We start from the raw sequence: 17,389 nt of genomic DNA, 5'->3' as shown, positions 1-17,389 counted from the left end.
CCGGAATATCCATTTTCCTCTACGCATGTTAGAAACTCCTCTATATATTAGAATGAGAGCGATACATAAACAAGCCAGTGAAATAATGATCCCGCCGTTTTACCAAAAACGATGGCCATCACTAAACTCATTACGTCATTTTCCATTCCAACCCTTTTAGCAAGAATAGGGAACACATTCAATACTTCTGTCAACGCCGCAGCCAGCATGCCGACAAAAATCCCGGCGGCAAGACCAACAGGCACCGTAAAAAAAACTGGAAGTGAAAAACGAATCGGATGAAGGACGGCAATAGTTCCAAAAACCCCGCCGCCGGTCACCGCAAGTTCATACAGCCAGACAGCCTTTTTAGTGCCGGTGATCTGCACAAGTCTTGGTATGATTCCAAGAACAGAAATAAAAGCAACAAAACCGCTCCCTACCGCCAGTCCGCCGCTTAAACCTACAAAAATAATAATCAGGACTTCGACGGCCATGTTGAACTCCGGTCCGACTTGGATTCCGCGGCGTATTCTTCCATGTCCTGACGATATTGAAACATTTCTATTTCCAGTGGGCTCGGCTCTTCATTCAGCCGCTTTTTAAAAAGACGATTAAAAAACAAAATCATTCCAAGGCCAAGCCCGAAGGAATAAGGAATCTGCAGAAGCAGAGGCTGCTCCAGGTGCTCTCCGGTAATCAACTGATAGATGGTCTGATGAACAGCCAGCATACTTACATCTTCATGAAAGTTCATAATGGCAAGAGCCGCTCCGGTAAACAACAGAAACCATACGAGCAGTACCGAAATCAACTTTTTCTGTCTGCGCCCGGTGCGGATGTCGACCACGACCTGGGGTCTTCCAAGAACATTCACCTCAAGATCCGGATAGACCGAATGAATATGCTGCAGTACAGTCAATCCATCGACAACGATATGGTGTTTATCCCGAGATGTTACCTCATACACTTTAATATCCAGAATTCCTGACACAAGCTCTTTATCTCCTTCAACAAGCGCAACATCCTTCACGTACAGTTGATCCCCGGGAAGTACTGAACCTGGTGAAAAAAACTGCAGATACACACGATTTGCCATCTCCACTCTCTCCTTTGGCTTAGTATGACAGCACCGGGATTATGCTATACAAAAAAACCAGTCATCATTCCGATAACTGGCTTTTCATTTTATCAAGTATCCGCTTTTCAAGTCTTGATACCTGCACTTGTGATATGCCGAGCCGCCGGGCGACTTCGGACTGTGTATTATCTTTATAGTAACGAAGGTATACAATCACCCGTTCCCGCTCTTCAAGCTGTTCTACAACCTCTTTCACGGCAAGCTGATCAAACCACCTGTTATCCTTTTGATCCGCAATTTGATCAATCAGTGTAATAGGATCACCGTCGTTCTCATAGATGGTTTCATGAAGCGAGGAAAGAGAGCGCGCTGCCTCGGTCGCAAACACAATTTCCTCAGCAGGTACATCGAGTTTCTCAGCGATCTCATTCAACCCCGGGGCTCGTCCCATTTCCTTTGTCAGCTCTTCTTTTGCCTTGCGGACACGGTTGTTCAGTTCTTTCAGAGAACGGCTTACTTTTACCGTGCCGTCATCACGGATGAACCGCTGGATTTCGCCGATAATCATCGGCACCGCATACGTGGAAAACTTCACGTCATACGAAAGATCAAATTTATCAACTGATTTTATTAACCCTATCACACCGATTTGAAATAAATCTTCCGGATCATATCCACGGTTGATGAAACGCTGCACGACAGACCAGACGAGTCTCGTATTGTGATGAACAATCTCGTCTCTTGCCTCTTTGTTTCCATCATGACTTTTTTGAATCAATGCCCTGATTTCATCATCCTGAAGAGGCTTTTGTTTTTCCAGTTTAGTGTTCATGCCCATTCCCCTTAATTGCAGAGTGTCCGGGCGCCGGCCAACCTTTTTTTCAGGTAAACTGTCGTCCCGGTTCCAGGCTCTGAAATAATTTCGACCTCATCCATGAAGTTCTCCATAATAGTAAATCCCATGCCGGAACGTTCCATATCCGGTTTCGTTGTAAATAGAGGTTCTTTCGCCTGCTCGACATTTTCGATACCGGTGCCATCGTCTTTGATGGTGATTTCCATCGAGTCTGCATCAATTTTTACCATGACGCAGATGGTGCCGGCTGGATTCTCGTCATATCCATGGAGGATGGAGTTTGTCACCGCCTCTGATACGACCGTTTTCAATTCAGTCAGTTCATTCATATCCGGATCCAGCTGTGCAGCGAAAGCACCTACGCTCACTCTTGCGAATGCTTCATTTTCACTCAACGCGGAGAATTCCAGTTTCATCTCATTTTTCATCCTCAGGCTACCCCCAATATACGTAATGCGTCCGTCTCCCTGTGCTCCAGCCGCAGAATTTTAAACAAGCCGGACAATTCAAATAAGCGCTTCACCGGTGCTGATATGGAACATACCACCATTTCGCCTCCCAATTTTCGAATCTGTTTGTACCGCCCAAGAATGACCCCGATTCCTGAGCTGTCCATAAATGTAAGTTCCTCCAGGTTCAGTACAATATGGAGCGGCCGGAACTGTTCCATATGCTCTTCCACCTGTCCACGTAATTCTCTTGATGCGTGGTGGTCCAGTTCCCCTCTCAGCCGGATGCACATTACATCACCGAGCTGCTCCAGGTTAACAGTAAGACTCATGTTCTTCCCCTCCAGTCCGCGTAATTAAAATGGTTCAGTGCTCTGTTCTCGAAGGGACGGTGCTTTTCCTTCACGCATGACAAAACTAGTGTCATTTCGTTAAAAAACCCCATCAGGACGCATTTCCCATCATCCGCTGCAGGGAGCGCCCAAACAACTCCGGCCAGCCTGCCGGTTCAATATCCTCTTTCAAGATAAGTACCGCTTCGGATAAAAGGTCGTTTTCATTATAATACCGGATGGTTCCTACCTGTTCTCCTGAAGAAGCAGGTGCAGTCACAACCTTTTTAGTCTTTATCTTTTCCGTAATATTTCCGGCATCCCGGCCCTTGTGGAGAACAACACCTGCGTCTTTTTCAAGCACCACTTCCGCCTGCGCCTTCTTCCCTTTTTCCACACGCACTGACGTTACGGTGTCCCCTTCACTGGCAAGTTCATGATATTCATGGTGTTGAAAAGCATGATCAAGGAGCGATGCAGTGATCTGATTCCTTTCTTTCGGAGAATCCGCCCCCATCAGTACTGTAATGATTCTCATCCCGTTCTTTTCTGCCGTAGCGGTGAGATTGTACCTGGCTTCTTTTGTGTAACCGGTTTTCAGTCCATCCACCCCGTCATAGTGACGGACAAGTCTGTTCGTATTGACGAGCCAGAATTCATTATCCGCACCCTTTCTTAAGTAATCTTCATACAATCCGGTGTACTCGAGAATTTTTTCGTGCTGCAGCAGTTCACGGCTGATTGCGGCCAGATCCTGCGCCGATGTGTAATGCTTTTCTGCCGGCAGTCCTGTCGTGTTTTTAAAACTCGTATGTTCCAGGTCCAGGCTCTTTGCTTTTTGATTCATCTTTTCAATAAACACGCCTTCCGATCCGGAAATATGTTCTGCCATTGCCACTGATGCATCGTTTGCTGAACCAACTGCAATCCCTTTCAGCATCTCCTCGACCGTCATGACCTCCCCTTCTTCGAGAAAAATCTGCGATCCACCCATCGAAGCAGCCCTCTCACTGGTACGCACTTTATCATCAAGCTGTATTTCTTTTTCCTCCAGGGCTTCCATAATTAAAAGCATCGTCATGATTTTTGTCATGCTGGCCGGCGGCAGCTCTTCTGTTTCATTTTTTTGATAAAGCACCTGACCCGTTTCTGCGTCCATTACGTAAGCCGAAACAGCGTCTTCTGCTGCATCCTGGAACTGCGCTTTTGCTTCACCGCTTCCAAGAAGAATGACAACAGCCGCTACCGCGATTTCCATTAGTTTGACCTTTCTTATTCTTCCCAAAACCAGTCACCTCCCGATTCCGTTTTCAGTTTTAGTATTTCCAATGATTTCTTCGTATATACAAAAAAATCTTCAGGATAATCATCCTGAAGATCTAAATAGGCTGCTGCCTAGATGGAGTCGTATATCAATTCCGGTTTTTCCACTTCGCTTGGGGAAAAACTGTAAGCCTCTTGAATCATATTGGACACTGCTTTGGTATCGTCCCGATTGACATGCATGACCGCAAGCGTATCCCCCTGAGCAACATAATCACCGATTTTTGCTTTCAGTTCAATACCTGCCGCATAGTCAATCACGTCATCCTTGGCTGCACGTCCTGCTCCGAGCATCATCGCAGCCTGACCGATCCGCGCCGCCTGCATCCGGCTCACGTATCCTGACTCCGCAGCCGGCACCTCCACTAGTTTCTGCGCGGCAGGGAACAAATCAGGGTTATCCACCGGTGCGCAAGTCCCGCCCTGGCTCTCTACGAACTGTTTCATTTTTTCAAGCGCGGACCCGTCGTTCAGTACATTCTCCACAAGTGCCCGTCCTTCTTTTTCATCGGAAGCTTTTCCGCCTAGTACCGCCATGTGTGACGCCAGAGTAACACTTAACTCGTGCAGATCCTCCGGTCCGTTTCCACGCAGGGTGTCGACCGCTTCTTTCACTTCAAGGGCATTGCCGACAAAATGGCCAAGCGGCTGATCCATATTGGAAATGACAGCCATCGTTCTGCGGTTCAGTGAATTTCCGATATCCACCATGGCTCGTGCCAGTTTTTTTGCTTCTTCGAGATGTTCCATAAATGCTCCGGATCCTGTTTTCACATCCAGCACGATGGCATCAGCGCCGGCGGCGATTTTTTTGCTCATCACAGAGCTGGCTATCAGCGGTATAGAATTCACAGTTCCAGTGACGTCCCGGAGCGCGTATAATTTTTTGTCGGCGGGAGTCAGATTTCCGCTCTGCCCGGCGACAGCGAGCTTATTTTTATTGACGAGATGAACAAATTCCTCCTGGTCCATCTCCGTCCGAAATCCTTCAAACGCTTCCAGCTTATCAATGGTCCCTCCGGTATGACCAAGTCCTCTCCCTGACATTTTGGCAACGGGAATATCGAGTGCCGCCACGAGAGGCCCCAGAATCAACGTCGTTTTGTCTCCTACTCCGCCTGTTGAATGCTTGTCCACTTTTATTCCCTCAATTGCCGATAAATCAAGCTGATCTCCCGACCCAGCCATTTCTATGGTGAGGGCTGCTGCTTCCTGCTGGGTCATCCCCTGGAAAAAAACGGCCATCGCAAAAGCGGATGCCTGATAATCAGGAATATCCCCTTTGCTGTAGGCTTGAATAAACCAGGCGATTTCTTCTTCGGACAGCTCAAATCCGTCTCTTTTTTTGGAAATGATATCGACCATTCTCATCGTGAGCACCGTTCCTTTCTTTCGTTATGTGGAGGGCTGTGAAGCCAGAATTTCCTTGACGAGAGAAATGAAGCGGGGTTTCGTCCGGGACGCGGTCTCCATTACTTCTTCATGGGATACCCCTTCGATTTCCTCCCCTACAGCCATATCTGTAATGCAGGATATACCAAGCACGTTCAGTCCGGCGTGATTTGCTGTGATCACTTCCGGAACGGTGGACATACCCACTACGTCACCGCCCAGGCGGCGCAGCATAATAAGTTCAGCAGCTGTCATAAAGGAAGGGCCGGAAATGCCGGTATATACTCCTTTCTGGAGAGAGAATCCAAGACTTTCGGCGGCTTTCACAGCTGTCTGCTTCCACCCGCTGTCGTAAGCCTGGCTCATATCCGGAAACCGCGGGCCGAGACTGTCATCATTTGGACCGAGAAGCGGATTCGCACCAGTTTGGTTGATATGGTCTTCAATAACCATCAAATCGCCGGGTCTGAATGAAGGGTTCATGGCCCCGCATGCGTTGGTCACAATCAGTGACTGGGCGCCGAGCGCTTTCATAACACGGACCGGAAACGTCACTTCCTGCATGGAATATCCTTCGTAGTAGTGAAAGCGTCCCTGCATAGCAATCACTTTCTGACCCTGAAGCGTTCCTGTTACGAGACGGCCGGCATGCCCTTCAACTGTGGAAACCGGAAAATGGGGAATGTCTTCATACTCGACTTTTACCGCACCTTCTATTTCTTCAGCCAGATCGCCGAGTCCGGAGCCGAGTATTAAACCAATTCCGGGTTCGACATCGATCGTTTCTTTTAAATAGGCGGCGGCTTCATCTGTCTTTTTGGCCAGTTCTTCCATTTTATTCGTCTCCTTTTTCGAGTCGTCCTATGATTTCTTTCATCAGCTGCAGAAAATCTCCCCGTACCTTTTCAGTCGTTTCGATCACTTCACTATGACTGAGCGGCTGGTCCAGTATGCCTGCTGCCATATTGGAGAGGCACGAAATGCCAAGAACCTTCATGCCCGCGTGGTTTGCTGAGATGACCTCGGGAACGGTGGACATGCCGACTGCATCCGCACCCAGTGTCCGAATCATTTTCACCTCAGCCGGTGTTTCGTATGCGGGCCCTGTATTGGCAGCATATACGCCTTCCTGCAGCGTAATTCCCAGGGAGGAAGCGGCGGATTTCGCCGTGTCTATCAGGGCCGGCGAATAAGCCGACGATAAATCGGGAAACCGCGGTCCGATGGATTCATCATTTTTTCCGATGAGCGGGTTATCACCGAGCAGGTTCAGATGATCTTTAATGATCATCAAATTCCCGGGAGAGAACGCTTCATTAACACTGCCTGCGGCGTTGGTGACAAGCAGATTCTCTACGCCGGCACTGCGCATCACGCGTACAGGGAACGTTACGTCCTGAAGAGTATAACCTTCGTAATAATGAAAACGGCCCTGCATAGCAATGACTTCTCGGCCCTGCAGTGTACCGGCAACCAGCTGTCCGGCATGCCCCTCTACGGTTGAGACAGGGAACCCTGGAATGTCTTCGTAAGGAATTTTTACCGCGTCTTCTATTTCCTCAGCCAGAACACCGAGTCCCGACCCGAGAATAAGCCCCGTTTTGGGAGTGATGTCCAGCTGTTGCCGGATATAGTTTGAAGATTCTTCCAAAAGGTGTTTCGTTGTCATTTTTGCCCTCCTGATTCATGTATCTGATGTAAGAAACTGTTTCCGTGTTCCGGCAGCGTAATCCGGAAGTTGTCGGCGATGGTGGCCCCGATGTCGGCAAACGTCATCCGGCGTCCCAGATCATCTCCGTATGCCGCCCGTTTGGTATAGGCAATAAGCGGTACAATTTCGCGGGTATGATCGGTACCGTGGTGCACCGGATCGTTGCCGTGGTCCGCTGTAATAATAAGCAGATCATCTTCTCTCATCTCGTCAAGGAGCGCCGGAAGACGGGAGTCATATTCCTCGAGTGCCCGGCCGTAACCTTCTGGATCGCGGCGGTGTCCAAATTTGGCATCGAAATCGACCAGGTTTAAAAAGCTGATACCATGAAAGTCTTCTTTTGCAGACTCAGTAATCTTGTCCATTCCGTCCGCATTGGAATCTGTCCGTACCGCTTTTGTAATCCCTTCTCCATCATAAATATCACTTATTTTACCGATGGCAATGCTGTCCAGACCGGCATCTTTCAATTCATTCATCACCGTCCGGCCAAACGGTTTCAGCGCATAATCATGGCGGTTGGATGTGCGTTCAAACTCACCCGGACTGCCGGTGAAAGGTCTTGCAATCACCCGGCCGATCATATAAGGGGCTTCATATGTGAGTTCTCTTGCTTTTTCACAGATACGGTGCAGTTCTTCCACCGGCACTATTTCTTCGTGTGCTGCAATCTGAAGAACCGAGTCCGCAGACGTATACACAATCAACGCACCGGTTTCCATATGTTCTTCCCCGAGTTCTTTAATGATTTCCGTACCGGAAGCTACTTTATTTCCAATAACGCTTCTTTCTGATACTTCTTCAAGCTGTTGAATCAATTCATCCGGGAAACCGTCCAGAAACGTGCGGAACGGTTCACTGATGTGAAGGCCCATGATTTCCCAGTGACCGGTCATGGTATCTTTACTGTTGGAAGCTTCCTGCATTATTCCGTAAGAAGCTGCGGAACGGGCTACCGGATGAATGCCTTCCGCCCTTTTAATGTTTCCAAGTCCAAGCTGTTCCATCGCCGGCATCCGGAGTCCGTTACAGTGCTCAGCAGTGTGGCCGAGCGTATCCGCTCCAGAATCCCCGTACTCAGCAGCATCCGGCGCCTCTCCTATACCAACGGAATCCATCACAATGAGAAATATTCTTTGAAATGAATCGTGTGTCATGTTCATGTTCCTTCCTCTCCTTCTTTCTTTATGCTCTGGGGTGGTAGTGCAGATAAACGTCTTTTAGTTTCCTGTTGGAGACATGCGTGTAAATCTGTGTAGCAGAAATATCTGCATGCCCCAGCATCTCCTGCACAGCTCTCAGATCTGCGCCATTCTCAAGAAGATGGGTCGCAAAGGAATGGCGCAGGGTGTGAGGAGTCAGTGACTTCTGGACCCCCGCTTTCGCTGCCGATTCTTTAAGTATTTTCCAGAAACCCTGCCTGGAGAGCTTGTTTCCATGATGGTTCACAAACAGCACATCATGCCTTTTCTTCTTCATTAAAGCCGGTCTCGCTCTTTGCACGTATTCTTCAACGGCATCGGCGGCCGTTTTGCCAAGTGGAATGATACGTTCTTTATTTCCTTTTCCAAGACAGTGTACAAAGCCCATCTGCAGATGAATATCCCCGGTTTCCAGGCTGCACAGTTCACTGACCCGGAGCCCCGTGGCATACATCAGTTCAAGCATCGCCTTATTCCGTCTGGCAAAGGAGGTTGTCCCTCCCGCCTGGTTCAAAAGAGCTTCTATGTCTGCTGTGGATAATACGTCCGGAAGTTTTTTTCCGCTTTTAGGAAGTTCAATAAGCTCAGAAGGATCCTTTACTGTTCTCTGTTCCCGAAGCAGAAACTGATGAAAAGCCCGGATGGAAGAAATGGTTCTGGCGATGGTGGACGATGAACGTCCATTTTCTTTTAAATGATGCAGAAATTCAACGATCCAGGAACGTTCGATATTCTGTACATGCGTGATGTTATGCTCCGTCAGATAATCAATGTACTGCCCGAGATCCCTTTCATAAGAGCGGAGGGTATTCTCCGCAAGTCCCTTTTCCACCTGACAGTAATGAATAAAATCGAGTAGATCCGTCTTCAACTGCATTCCCATCCTTTTCCTGGTTACAGACCGGCAGAAAAGCATCACCGTTCCATACCTGTCTGGCGTCCGTTTCCGTTTTCCGGAGCCGATCATCCCCTTCATATGTTTCACTTAACCATATAATACCATAATAGAAGGTGAGAAGACACGCACTGAAAACAATAAAAATTTTAAAAGCCTCCATGATGTGTGACAAGGTTTTTCCCAATTATAATCTTCCTTTCTTTCAATCTAAAAAACATCTTCTCTGAATGAAAGAAAGATTATACCTAAAAAAATAAAAACCTCTTCCCGGTGAAAAGGTTTTTATCATGCTTCGTTGGTTTCTTTGCCGGTATGTTCTTCGTCTTTTTTTTCCTGTTCAAGACAGCGGTGGCACACGCCGTGAAAGGTAAGACGGTGATCCTTGATTTTAAAATTCCAGTTCGACTCCACTACTTTCTCCACATCGCCCAGAAGATCTTCCTGAATTTCATCAACCGATCCGCATTCAATACAGACGAGATGGTGATGAAAATGGTCGGCGCCCTCTTTACGCAGGTCATACCTTGATACGCCGTCGCCAAAATTAATTTTATCGACAACTTCCAGCTCATTGAGTAGTTCCAATGTGCGGTATACGGTGGCAAGACCAATCTCAGGGGCTTTTTCTTTCACGAGCAGATAGACGTCTTCGGCACTTAAGTGGTCTTTCTCATTTTCCAGAAGTACACGGACTGTCGCTTCCCGCTGCGGTGTGAGCTTATAACTTTGAGAATGGAGTTGTTTTTTGATCCGATCAATGCGCTGTTCCATCATGAGCCTCCCTCTAACATCAACTATAATAAATTATAGGGATTTTTGAGAAAGGTGTCAATTGATAATGATAACAGAAATTACTTTATATTAATTATTAAATGATAATAATTATCATTTAATCCAGCTCAACACACTTTTTATTAAAACGGGGGAAATGTACCCTTCTACAGCCGCCGCACCACATATACCAATAAGCAGACAACCCGCCGCTGCTGCCGATTTCAACAGCACCCGGGGTACATGCACTGATTTTTTCCGCTGGAAAAGGTGTTTAATCATGCTTAATGAAATACTGATCGAAACCACCGCCATAATAATATAGGAAGGTATGATAATCATATTCTGCAAAAAGATAGACGTGAAGGCGAGAAAAAACCCTCCGCTTCCCATCTGCTGCACGAGAAAACCGATCGTAAAGCCGGATACCACCCCTTTTAAAAATAAGAGAATCAAAATAAAAGGAACACCGGCCACAGATAACCCGAGCACCCACATGAGCATCAAATATCCGGCATGACGGGACAGACTCTGAAGGAATATGTGGTGTGGAGCCATGTCCGCCCCTTCCTGAAACTGGGAAAAGAATTGGCTGACAAAGCCATTCAAATCATTTTTAAGCTCCATGGTAAGGCTGTTTACGAGAATAGCGCCGAACATAACGCCCATAAAAAGCAATACGATGGAAAACCAGTACAGGGAACGATATTCCATCCAATGCCTGCGGAAATAAAGATGCACCGATTCTATCATAAAAGAAAGAGCCTCCCTGCTTTTCGGACCTGTCTTACTCTATGACGAGGGAGACTCTTCTATTACCCATTCTATTATTCACCGCCGGCTGAGCATGAGATGCTGCACAGCGTACATTGTTTTGGCATCATGAATTTTTTCTTCCCTGATTAACTCCTGTGCTTCTTCCAGTGACACTTCCACCAATTCTACAAACTCATCCTCATCGGTCGATGTCTGTCCTCTGGTCACCTGCTCCGCTTCATAAAGATGAATGATTTCATCCGCAAATCCGGGTGAGGTATAGAAAGAGGCTGTTTTTTTCAACCCTTGTGCGCGATACCCCGTTTCTTCTTCCAGTTCTCTGGAAGCGGACATTTCAGGATCTTCCCCCGGCTCCAGTTTACCAGCAGGTATTTCAAACAGTTCTTTCTCCAATGCTTTCCGGTACTGCCGCACCAAAATGATTTTATCGGAAGGTGTACGTGCTATCACGGCCACCGCACCGGGATGGTTCACTACTTCGCGTTTGCCTGTGCGGCCGTCCGGAAGCTGCACCTCATGGACGCAGACATCTATAATCTTCCCGTTATAAATCGATTCCTTATGTAGCGTTTTCTCTTCATAATCCATCTTTGTTTGCCTCCTGTTTTCGTAAAATGTAAGCAAGCGGCGCCAGAACTCCCTTTATAAAATCGGGGTCGCTGGTGACACCGGCCCCCATGGAAATGAGCGGTTTTCCGTTTGCTTGGTACCACTCAAGCCAGGTTTCGTACCAACTGTTGATACCCTCTTCAGCAATGGTCACATGTTTCTTCTCATGCAGCGGGTGAAGCTGCTGTTTTACGTACGCCCATTTTTGTTTTTCCATACTCGGAAGAACAAGAGTGGAAGAGGCATACGTAAAAGAATGGAGGGGTGTGATCGTATGATAGCTCAGCCCGTAATGGCGTTTCCTCGTTGCATGAAACGAAAGACGGGGGACCCAGAAAGGCATGCCTTCCAGGGAACCAGTCAGGTTGGCCCATTCGGCCAGTGCCATACCGCTGAATCCGTACGGTGTATTGGTTCCTGTCGTACCGGGCCCCACAGACAGAATCAGCAGATCGACTCTTTTTTTGAGGGTGAGCCACTGCATCGCGTTCACTACATTAACCGCCTCCACTTTGCCTCCGAAAGCCTGGCCTGCTGTCACCACCCATATATTACTGCGTTTTTTCCACTCCGTCATATGATCACTCAGCCCGGCGGCAAGAGATGCTTCATCCGAAAGTACCACCCCAATGTGGAGTTTTTCATTCTCCATCGAAACGGCACCAAGAAGAATCGGCAGCATACTGTGAAGTTCAGCAAGAAGGACTGGAAACCGTTTCAGGGAAAACGGCTGCTGAAAAACATGGTGATCCGGGTGATGCGGGTCATCAACGGAGTGTACACTGTGCTGAAACGGGGTGTAGCGTGCTTTCATAATATGGCCGCGTCCCGGGAGTATATAGTTGTCATGCCGGGTGGACAGGACAATATCCCATCCACCCGTGCCAAGACGAAGCACCCCTGCTGTTGTGTTGACTTTTACGTATTCCCCCTTCTTGACAGGGGGGAAGGAACATAAATACAAATAGGCTCTGCCCGATCCACCATCTGTTTTCAACTTCTGGTAATCTGCGTTTTGTTCCAGAACCTCCGTCACCTTTACCGTGAGTGCCTTGTACAAAATGCATCACCCCGGTATTACTATACGTGGTGCCCTGCTGTATATTCCCATCATTTTCCGGAGCGGCTACAGTTCATTTTCCACCAGTTTCTCGAGATCATCCAATGCCACCTGTCCGACGGTTTTGTCCACAACAGTGCGGTCACGTCCAATAATATACGTTGTCGGAAGCCGCTGGACATTATACAGTTCCGCCACTTCCCCTTCTTGGTCAATCATGGCCGGAGAACGACTCATATTATAGGTGTCAACGAATTTTCTTGGATCATCCTGACTCCGCTCAAATGAATTCATATTGACTGTGAGAACGGTCACACCCTGATCACGGTACGTTTCCTGAAATTCCATCAGGGCCGGGATTTCTTCAGTACAAGGCTTGCACCAGGACGCCCACATATTTAAAACAATGACATCCCCTTCATATTCGGACAAACTGCCCTCTTTTCCATCATACATTGGAAGTTCAAAACGCGGGGCTGCATTGCCGACCTCAGCACCGACTTTTTGAAAAGAAATACTGGAAAACAACACGTAGACAACCGCCAAAACAGCGACCCCGAGAACAAGCATGGTCATATATTTACGCTGCAGCATCGCTTCGTCAGCCTCCATTTCTATCTTAGTGCCAATCCCCGACTCTATTTTACTAGCATTCCTTTCATTTTCCTATCATAGGAATGTGACTGGGATTTGACGATTGACTCCCATTTAATTTTACCTTTCCTGTTTCATGATGTTCTGCTAAACTAACAATGGATTATTTCGGGAATGTAAACTGTAAGGAGTGGAATCTATGAGTGTACTTGAAGCACTTATTTTTGGTATCGTACAGGGAATTTCAGAATTCCTCCCTATATCAAGCACCGCCCATATCATTATTGCCCAGTTTCTTTTTGGCCGCACGTTTTCCGGCCTGTCATTTGAAGTCATTCTCCATTTTGGTTCCATCGTTGCAGTAGTGCTGTATTTCCGGCGCGACTGCATCCAGTTGACCCGGACTTTTTTTCGTTACATAAGGAAGCGGCGTTCCGGGGACAAACCTGAATTTTTCTTCGGTCTCTACATTATAACAGCCACTTTCATCACCGGGGTTCTCGGTATTTTTCTGGAAGACGCCCTGGCCGGCACAATGAAGACACCGCTTTTTATAGCTGCTGCTCTAACATTGACCGGTGTCTTTCTCATTCTGATTGAAAGAGTCCATGAAATAGGGACCCGTACAGAAACAGAAATGACATTTATGGACAGTATTATTGTTGGACTTGCCCAGACGATCGCCGTCATTCCGGGCATTTCCCGTTCAGGCAGTACCTTGATTGCTGCTTTGTACGCCGGACTGAACCGTAAAACAGCGGTCCGTTATTCGTTTTTACTATCTATCCCGGTTATTGCAGGATCCTCTGTGCTTGCGTTTGAAGACTTAACGGCCGGAGGAATGGCTTCCATAGGTACAGTGCCGCTTGCGATTGCCTTTGTGGCTTCCTTTGTCACATCCTGGATCGGCATCGTCTGGTTGATTAACTTTCTCAACAGCGGAAGGCTGCTCTATTTTGCCCTGTACTGCTTTGCGCTGGCCATTGTTACCATCACTTTCATTGACAACATTCCGTCCACACCGGCAGGCTGAGGTGTAACAGGCAGCAGCGTTTATTAAGATCTGCGAAGAAAGATCCCGAATGCGTCTCGTCATTCGGGATCTTTCTTCTGGAATCATTCCCAGACCTATCCTGTTTTTCGTTTGTTTCCATCAATGGTTCTGCAGCCCGGGGCCCGGGTGTACCGGCTGTGCGTCGAGCTTTTGCAGCCGGTCGGAATGTTTCATAAAATAAAAACGGATACTGTCGACAAGTGCCTGCCAGCTCGCTTCCACAAGGTTTCCGGAAACACCAATAGTGCTCCACGTTTCTTTTCCGTCCGAAGACTCGATCAATACGCGGACGGTCGAAGCTGTTGCTTCCGCTTCGTCAAGCACGCGGACTTTATAGTCTGACAGATACATTTCGTGCACAAGCGGATAAAATTCTCCTATCGTTTTGCGGAGTGCAAAATCGAGCGCATTGACAGGGCCGTTCCCTTCAGCAGCTGTCATCACTTTTTCTCCGTTTATATCCATTTTAACGAGCGCTTCTGTACTGATGGCGCCTTCCTTCTCTTTTTCAGCAATAATCTTGAAATGATCAAGGTGGAAGTAATCATGATTCTCACCGAGTCCATTTCGTATTAAAAGCTCAAACGATGCTTCCGCTGCTTCATACTGGTAGCCTTTATGCTCCATCTGTTTCATTTTTTCCATGATATCTTTCACAGCAGGGTCTGTTTTATCCAGCGGGATACCGAGTTCTTCTGCCTTAAACATCAGATTGCTCTGCCCGGACAGCTCAGAGACAAGAACTCTCCGTTCATTACCAATTGTTTCAGGTTCGATATGTTCATAGGTTTCAGGATGTTTCAATACGGCACTGACATGCATGCCGCCTTTATGGGCGAAAGCGCTTTTTCCGGTGAAAGGCTGACTGTCCGGCGGTGTCTGGTTGGCAAGCTCATGAACATATACAGCTGTTTCTGTCAGCTGGGATATTTTCTCATCATTAAGACAGGGAATTCCCATTTTCAACTGAAGGTTCGGAATAATGGAAATAAGATTGGCATTGCCGCAGCGCTCCCCGTATCCATTAATGGTCCCCTGAACATGTTCGGCTCCTGCTTTTACAGCTTCCAGAGTATTGGCTACTGCGAGCTCACCATCATTATGACAGTGAATCCCTGTGGGAATAGTAGTACAGGCATGTACGACGTCCAAAATACCGGCGATTTCCGACGGCAGAGACCCTCCATTTGTGTCACAGAGAACAAGACAGTCGGCCCCTGCTTCTTCAGCCGCCGTGAGCGCCTTGAGGGCATAGTCCCGATTATGTTTATACCCGTCAAAAAAATGTTCCGCATCAAATATGACTTCCATCCCCTTTTCCTTCAGAAAACGGACGGAATCATAAATCATGGAGATGTTCTCATCGAGAGAGGTCTGCAGTGCTTTCTCGACGTGGAAGTCCCACGATTTACCAAATATTGCTACTGCTTCCACTTCACTTTCCAGTATTTTTTGAAGATTGGGATCGTTCTCCGCTGTCACCCCGGGTTTTCTCGTACTGCCAAAAGCAGTAACGACTGCTGATTCAAGCGATAACTTTTTGGCCTCTTCAAAAAAATTCATATCTTTTGGATTGCTTCCCGGCCATCCGCCTTCAATGTATTTCACACCGAGTTGATCCAGTTTCCGGGCTATTTTCAGTTTATCGTCCACCGACAAGCTGATTCCTTCCCCCTGCGTGCCGTCGCGCAGTGTTGTGTCATATAGTTTCACTTGAGAAACCACAAAGCATCCCTCCCTTGGCGTACTGTGTTCAACAGATGATACTTGTCAAATCATAACCACAAGTATAGCATATGAACGTTTCCTTGACTATCTCCTACAGGCACCTTCCGCTTTTAACCAGGCCCGGTTTATCAGCTTTTCTTGTTCAAGAGCCTTTGCAGATGCATCGCTATGTACACACTTTCATCTTCAGGGATGGTCAGTTTCTTCTCCTCTTTCAGAACCAGTACAGCCTGGCGGGCAGCCTCACAACTTGCCGGATATTTATCTTTCATCATGTTCACCATATCCGGCGGTGCTTTCATAAGCTCTTCCTGATGTTCAGCGGTCTGAATGGCTACGTTCAGGTGATTGACAAGACCTTCATATGCCAGTGTACGCCGCGGAAACATCGTATTTAAGGATGCTTCCATCACCGTCATCATGCGGTGCAGCATAGCGGTGCGTTCTCTCACACCCGCGGGTGTTGCTTTATTCCGGTCAGCGGCATACAGGTGCAGCGCCAGAAACCCTGTTTCATCGTAGGAAATCGAGTATCCGGACTTCCAGGCAAGCCTCCGGGCCGCTTTTTCCGCCGCACGGAATGCATCCGGATATAAAGTCTGGATTTCCTCCAGAAGATAATTTACTATATGGGAGCCTTCTGAAAGACGTTTCAGCAGATGAATCAAATGATCAAACAGAAGAGCATAGGAATGATTGTCAAGATAAATACCAAGATGTTGTTCCATCCAGTATACCAAATCCTGAATGATACCGGTTTCCCAATCGCCGGCCTTCTCAAGAAGGTCAGTGAACGTCGAATCCTGGTTCCGGGAGAGCACGAAAAGTTTCTCGATCTTTTCCGGATCGATGGCATCATGCCTTTTTTTCTGAAAGGCTATACCGGAACCTATGGCAACCTTCTCTTCCTCGTTATCCATTACCACTGCTGCATTATGGTTTAAGACTTTCTGCACGATCATGTCGACCTCTCCATTTACGTCATACCAGCTTCAGCCGGAATAACCCTTGTTTATTTCACTGTCACGCTTATCACTTGTGTCTCACCAGCTGTCACTTCGGTTACTTCTTTGTATTCCATCGCAGCAATCTGTGAACTTTCCGTCAAAATAAGCGGAGTGACTGCACTTTTCGCCCTCTTTCCGACTTGTTCCAGGGAAAAATCGATAAGGGGGTCGCCTGTTTCCACGAACTGTCCTTCCCGTACATAGACATGAAAACCTTCCCCATGTCTATCCACTGTCTCCAGACCGATGTGAAGCAGAATATCCAATCCTTCCTCCGATTTAATGCCCACAGCCTGATGAGTCGGAAATACCTGAAGGACCCTCCCTTTCACCGGAGAAGAGAGTCTGCCCTCTTTCGGTTCCACCGCAAAGCCATCCCCCATCATTTTCTCGGAAAAAGTAGGATCGGGGACATCCTTGAGGTCGATGTAAGTTCCTGTGACCGGAGCTGTAATCACAGCGGTCTTTGTATCGTTATGTCGAAAAAACCTTTTTAACATGGGTTCTCACCTCTTTCTGAGGATGAATTCCCCTCTTTTCATTCGTTTTGGCTGACATAAGCTTTT

21 protein-coding genes are annotated in these 17,389 nt (G+C 47.5%); 1 reads left to right on the top strand and 20 read right to left on the bottom strand.

Features of this window, described 5'->3' with window-relative positions:
• Nucleotides 1-47: 47 nt before the first annotated feature.
• The 17 genes from ACFSUB_RS02740 to ACFSUB_RS02660 form a co-directional block, all read right to left on the bottom strand.
• A complete protein-coding gene (locus tag ACFSUB_RS02740; protein WP_380711645.1) occupies nucleotides 48-476 on the bottom strand; it encodes a stage V sporulation protein AB in 429 nt (142 codons plus the stop codon).
• Nucleotides 458-1,078, bottom strand: a complete 621-nt coding sequence (locus ACFSUB_RS02735; RefSeq protein ID WP_380711644.1) for a stage V sporulation protein AA — start codon at nucleotides 1,076-1,078, stop codon at nucleotides 458-460. The genes ACFSUB_RS02740 and ACFSUB_RS02735 overlap by 19 nt, the downstream gene beginning before the upstream one ends.
• 64 nt (nucleotides 1,079-1,142) lie before the next feature.
• Nucleotides 1,143-1,898: an RNA polymerase sporulation sigma factor SigF gene (sigF, locus tag ACFSUB_RS02730; RefSeq protein WP_380711643.1), complete on the bottom strand. Its 756-nt coding sequence runs from the start codon at nucleotides 1,896-1,898 to the stop codon at nucleotides 1,143-1,145.
• A 5-nt stretch (nucleotides 1,899-1,903) separates the two neighbouring features.
• Nucleotides 1,904-2,344, bottom strand: coding sequence for an anti-sigma F factor (gene spoIIAB, locus ACFSUB_RS02725; protein WP_380711642.1), 441 nt, complete (start codon nucleotides 2,342-2,344; stop codon nucleotides 1,904-1,906).
• Nucleotides 2,345-2,346: 2 nt separating this feature from the next.
• Entirely contained in the window at nucleotides 2,347-2,697 is a 351-nt protein-coding gene (gene spoIIAA / locus ACFSUB_RS02720) for an anti-sigma F factor antagonist (RefSeq protein WP_380711641.1), read from the bottom strand.
• 112 nt (nucleotides 2,698-2,809) lie between these two features.
• Nucleotides 2,810-3,982 carry a D-alanyl-D-alanine carboxypeptidase family protein gene (locus ACFSUB_RS02715; protein ID WP_380711639.1) on the bottom strand — a complete coding sequence of 391 codons (1,173 nt, stop codon included), beginning with the start codon at nucleotides 3,980-3,982 and terminating at the stop codon, nucleotides 2,810-2,812.
• A 110-nt stretch (nucleotides 3,983-4,092) separates the two neighbouring features.
• The gene (locus ACFSUB_RS02710; RefSeq protein ID WP_380711638.1) at nucleotides 4,093-5,391 is read right to left on the bottom strand and encodes a pyrimidine-nucleoside phosphorylase; all 1,299 of its coding nucleotides are present in this window, start codon (nucleotides 5,389-5,391) and stop codon (nucleotides 4,093-4,095) included.
• A 24-nt stretch (nucleotides 5,392-5,415) separates the two neighbouring features.
• Nucleotides 5,416-6,246 (bottom strand): purine-nucleoside phosphorylase, encoded by an 831-nt coding sequence (locus ACFSUB_RS02705; protein ID WP_380711636.1) that lies wholly within the window; start codon nucleotides 6,244-6,246, stop codon nucleotides 5,416-5,418.
• Between the two features lies 1 nt (nucleotide 6,247).
• The gene (locus ACFSUB_RS02700) at nucleotides 6,248-7,081 is read right to left on the bottom strand and encodes a purine-nucleoside phosphorylase (protein WP_380711635.1); all 834 of its coding nucleotides are present in this window, start codon (nucleotides 7,079-7,081) and stop codon (nucleotides 6,248-6,250) included.
• Nucleotides 7,078-8,280: a phosphopentomutase gene (deoB, locus tag ACFSUB_RS02695; RefSeq protein WP_380713161.1), complete on the bottom strand. Its 1,203-nt coding sequence runs from the start codon at nucleotides 8,278-8,280 to the stop codon at nucleotides 7,078-7,080. Before deoB ends, ACFSUB_RS02700 begins: the two co-directional genes overlap by 4 nt.
• A 28-nt stretch (nucleotides 8,281-8,308) precedes the next feature.
• Nucleotides 8,309-9,196 carry a site-specific tyrosine recombinase XerD gene (xerD, locus tag ACFSUB_RS02690; RefSeq protein ID WP_380713160.1) on the bottom strand — a complete coding sequence of 296 codons (888 nt, stop codon included), beginning with the start codon at nucleotides 9,194-9,196 and terminating at the stop codon, nucleotides 8,309-8,311.
• Complete coding sequence (locus tag ACFSUB_RS02685) at nucleotides 9,117-9,383, bottom strand: DUF4227 family protein (protein ID WP_380713159.1); 267 nt, start codon at nucleotides 9,381-9,383, stop codon at nucleotides 9,117-9,119. The genes xerD and ACFSUB_RS02685 overlap by 80 nt, the downstream gene beginning before the upstream one ends.
• A gap of 125 nt (nucleotides 9,384-9,508) precedes the next feature.
• Nucleotides 9,509-9,994, bottom strand: coding sequence for a ferric iron uptake transcriptional regulator (gene fur, locus ACFSUB_RS02680; RefSeq protein ID WP_380713158.1), 486 nt, complete (start codon nucleotides 9,992-9,994; stop codon nucleotides 9,509-9,511).
• A 114-nt stretch (nucleotides 9,995-10,108) separates the two neighbouring features.
• Nucleotides 10,109-10,747: a stage II sporulation protein M gene (spoIIM, locus tag ACFSUB_RS02675; protein WP_380711634.1), complete on the bottom strand. Its 639-nt coding sequence runs from the start codon at nucleotides 10,745-10,747 to the stop codon at nucleotides 10,109-10,111.
• A 78-nt stretch (nucleotides 10,748-10,825) separates the two neighbouring features.
• The gene (locus ACFSUB_RS02670) at nucleotides 10,826-11,359 is read right to left on the bottom strand and encodes an NUDIX hydrolase (RefSeq protein ID WP_380711633.1); all 534 of its coding nucleotides are present in this window, start codon (nucleotides 11,357-11,359) and stop codon (nucleotides 10,826-10,828) included.
• On the bottom strand, nucleotides 11,349-12,440 hold the full coding sequence (locus ACFSUB_RS02665) for a DUF3866 family protein (protein ID WP_380711632.1): 1,092 nt from the start codon (nucleotides 12,438-12,440) through the stop codon (nucleotides 11,349-11,351). The genes ACFSUB_RS02670 and ACFSUB_RS02665 overlap by 11 nt, the downstream gene beginning before the upstream one ends.
• Nucleotides 12,441-12,506: 66 nt before the next feature.
• Nucleotides 12,507-13,034, bottom strand: a complete 528-nt coding sequence (locus ACFSUB_RS02660) for a TlpA family protein disulfide reductase (RefSeq protein ID WP_380711631.1) — start codon at nucleotides 13,032-13,034, stop codon at nucleotides 12,507-12,509.
• A 199-nt stretch (nucleotides 13,035-13,233) separates the two neighbouring features.
• Between ACFSUB_RS02660 and ACFSUB_RS02655 the strand changes: the two genes are divergently transcribed.
• The gene (locus ACFSUB_RS02655) at nucleotides 13,234-14,067 is read left to right on the top strand and encodes an undecaprenyl-diphosphate phosphatase (protein ID WP_380711630.1); all 834 of its coding nucleotides are present in this window, start codon (nucleotides 13,234-13,236) and stop codon (nucleotides 14,065-14,067) included.
• 120 nt (nucleotides 14,068-14,187) lie between these two features.
• On the opposite strand, the gene cimA is transcribed toward ACFSUB_RS02655, so the two are convergent.
• The 3 genes from cimA to ACFSUB_RS02640 all read right to left on the bottom strand — a co-directional run bounded on the left by cimA (nucleotide 14,188) and on the right by ACFSUB_RS02640 (nucleotide 17,323).
• A complete protein-coding gene (gene cimA, locus ACFSUB_RS02650; RefSeq protein ID WP_380711629.1) occupies nucleotides 14,188-15,813 on the bottom strand; it encodes a citramalate synthase in 1,626 nt (541 codons plus the stop codon).
• Nucleotides 15,814-15,944: 131 nt separating this feature from the next.
• The gene (locus tag ACFSUB_RS02645; protein WP_380711628.1) at nucleotides 15,945-16,778 is read right to left on the bottom strand and encodes a PRD domain-containing protein; all 834 of its coding nucleotides are present in this window, start codon (nucleotides 16,776-16,778) and stop codon (nucleotides 15,945-15,947) included.
• 50 nt (nucleotides 16,779-16,828) lie between these two features.
• Entirely contained in the window at nucleotides 16,829-17,323 is a 495-nt protein-coding gene (locus tag ACFSUB_RS02640) for a PTS sugar transporter subunit IIA (RefSeq protein ID WP_380711627.1), read from the bottom strand.
• Between the last annotated feature and the right edge of the window lie 66 nt (nucleotides 17,324-17,389).

Source organism: Salibacterium lacus, from assembly GCF_042684865.1.
Taxonomy (GTDB): Bacteria; Bacillota; Bacilli; order Bacillales; family Marinococcaceae; genus Salibacterium; species Salibacterium lacus.
This window is presented reverse-complemented; position numbering and strand designations above follow the sequence as displayed.

Bases quoted from the DNA above. Each gene is read 5' to 3' on its own strand.
- ACFSUB_RS02740 (WP_380711645.1), bottom strand. From the start codon at position 476: ATGGCCGTCGAAGTCCTGATTATTATTTTTGTAGGTTTAAGCGGCGGA.
- ACFSUB_RS02735 (WP_380711644.1), bottom strand. From the start codon at position 1,078: ATGGCAAATCGTGTGTATCTGCAGTTTTTTTCACCAGGTTCAGTACTT.
- sigF (WP_380711643.1), bottom strand. From the start codon at position 1,898: ATGGGCATGAACACTAAACTGGAAAAACAAAAGCCTCTTCAGGATGAT.
- spoIIAB (WP_380711642.1), bottom strand. From the start codon at position 2,344: ATGAAAAATGAGATGAAACTGGAATTCTCCGCGTTGAGTGAAAATGAA.
- spoIIAA (WP_380711641.1), bottom strand. From the start codon at position 2,697: ATGAGTCTTACTGTTAACCTGGAGCAGCTCGGTGATGTAATGTGCATC.
- ACFSUB_RS02710 (WP_380711638.1), bottom strand. From the start codon at position 5,391: ATGAGAATGGTCGATATCATTTCCAAAAAAAGAGACGGATTTGAGCTG.
- ACFSUB_RS02705 (WP_380711636.1), bottom strand. From the start codon at position 6,246: ATGGAAGAACTGGCCAAAAAGACAGATGAAGCCGCCGCCTATTTAAAA.
- ACFSUB_RS02700 (WP_380711635.1), bottom strand. From the start codon at position 7,081: ATGACAACGAAACACCTTTTGGAAGAATCTTCAAACTATATCCGGCAA.
- deoB (WP_380713161.1), bottom strand. From the start codon at position 8,280: ATGACACACGATTCATTTCAAAGAATATTTCTCATTGTGATGGATTCC.
- ACFSUB_RS02685 (WP_380713159.1), bottom strand. From the start codon at position 9,383: ATGGAGGCTTTTAAAATTTTTATTGTTTTCAGTGCGTGTCTTCTCACC.
- fur (WP_380713158.1), bottom strand. From the start codon at position 9,994: ATGGAACAGCGCATTGATCGGATCAAAAAACAACTCCATTCTCAAAGT.
- spoIIM (WP_380711634.1), bottom strand. From the start codon at position 10,747: ATGATAGAATCGGTGCATCTTTATTTCCGCAGGCATTGGATGGAATAT.
- ACFSUB_RS02670 (WP_380711633.1), bottom strand. From the start codon at position 11,359: ATGGATTATGAAGAGAAAACGCTACATAAGGAATCGATTTATAACGGG.
- ACFSUB_RS02660 (WP_380711631.1), bottom strand. From the start codon at position 13,034: ATGCTGCAGCGTAAATATATGACCATGCTTGTTCTCGGGGTCGCTGTT.
- ACFSUB_RS02655 (WP_380711630.1), top strand. From the start codon at position 13,234: ATGAGTGTACTTGAAGCACTTATTTTTGGTATCGTACAGGGAATTTCA.
- ACFSUB_RS02645 (WP_380711628.1), bottom strand. From the start codon at position 16,778: ATGATCGTGCAGAAAGTCTTAAACCATAATGCAGCAGTGGTAATGGAT.
- ACFSUB_RS02640 (WP_380711627.1), bottom strand. From the start codon at position 17,323: ATGTTAAAAAGGTTTTTTCGACATAACGATACAAAGACCGCTGTGATT.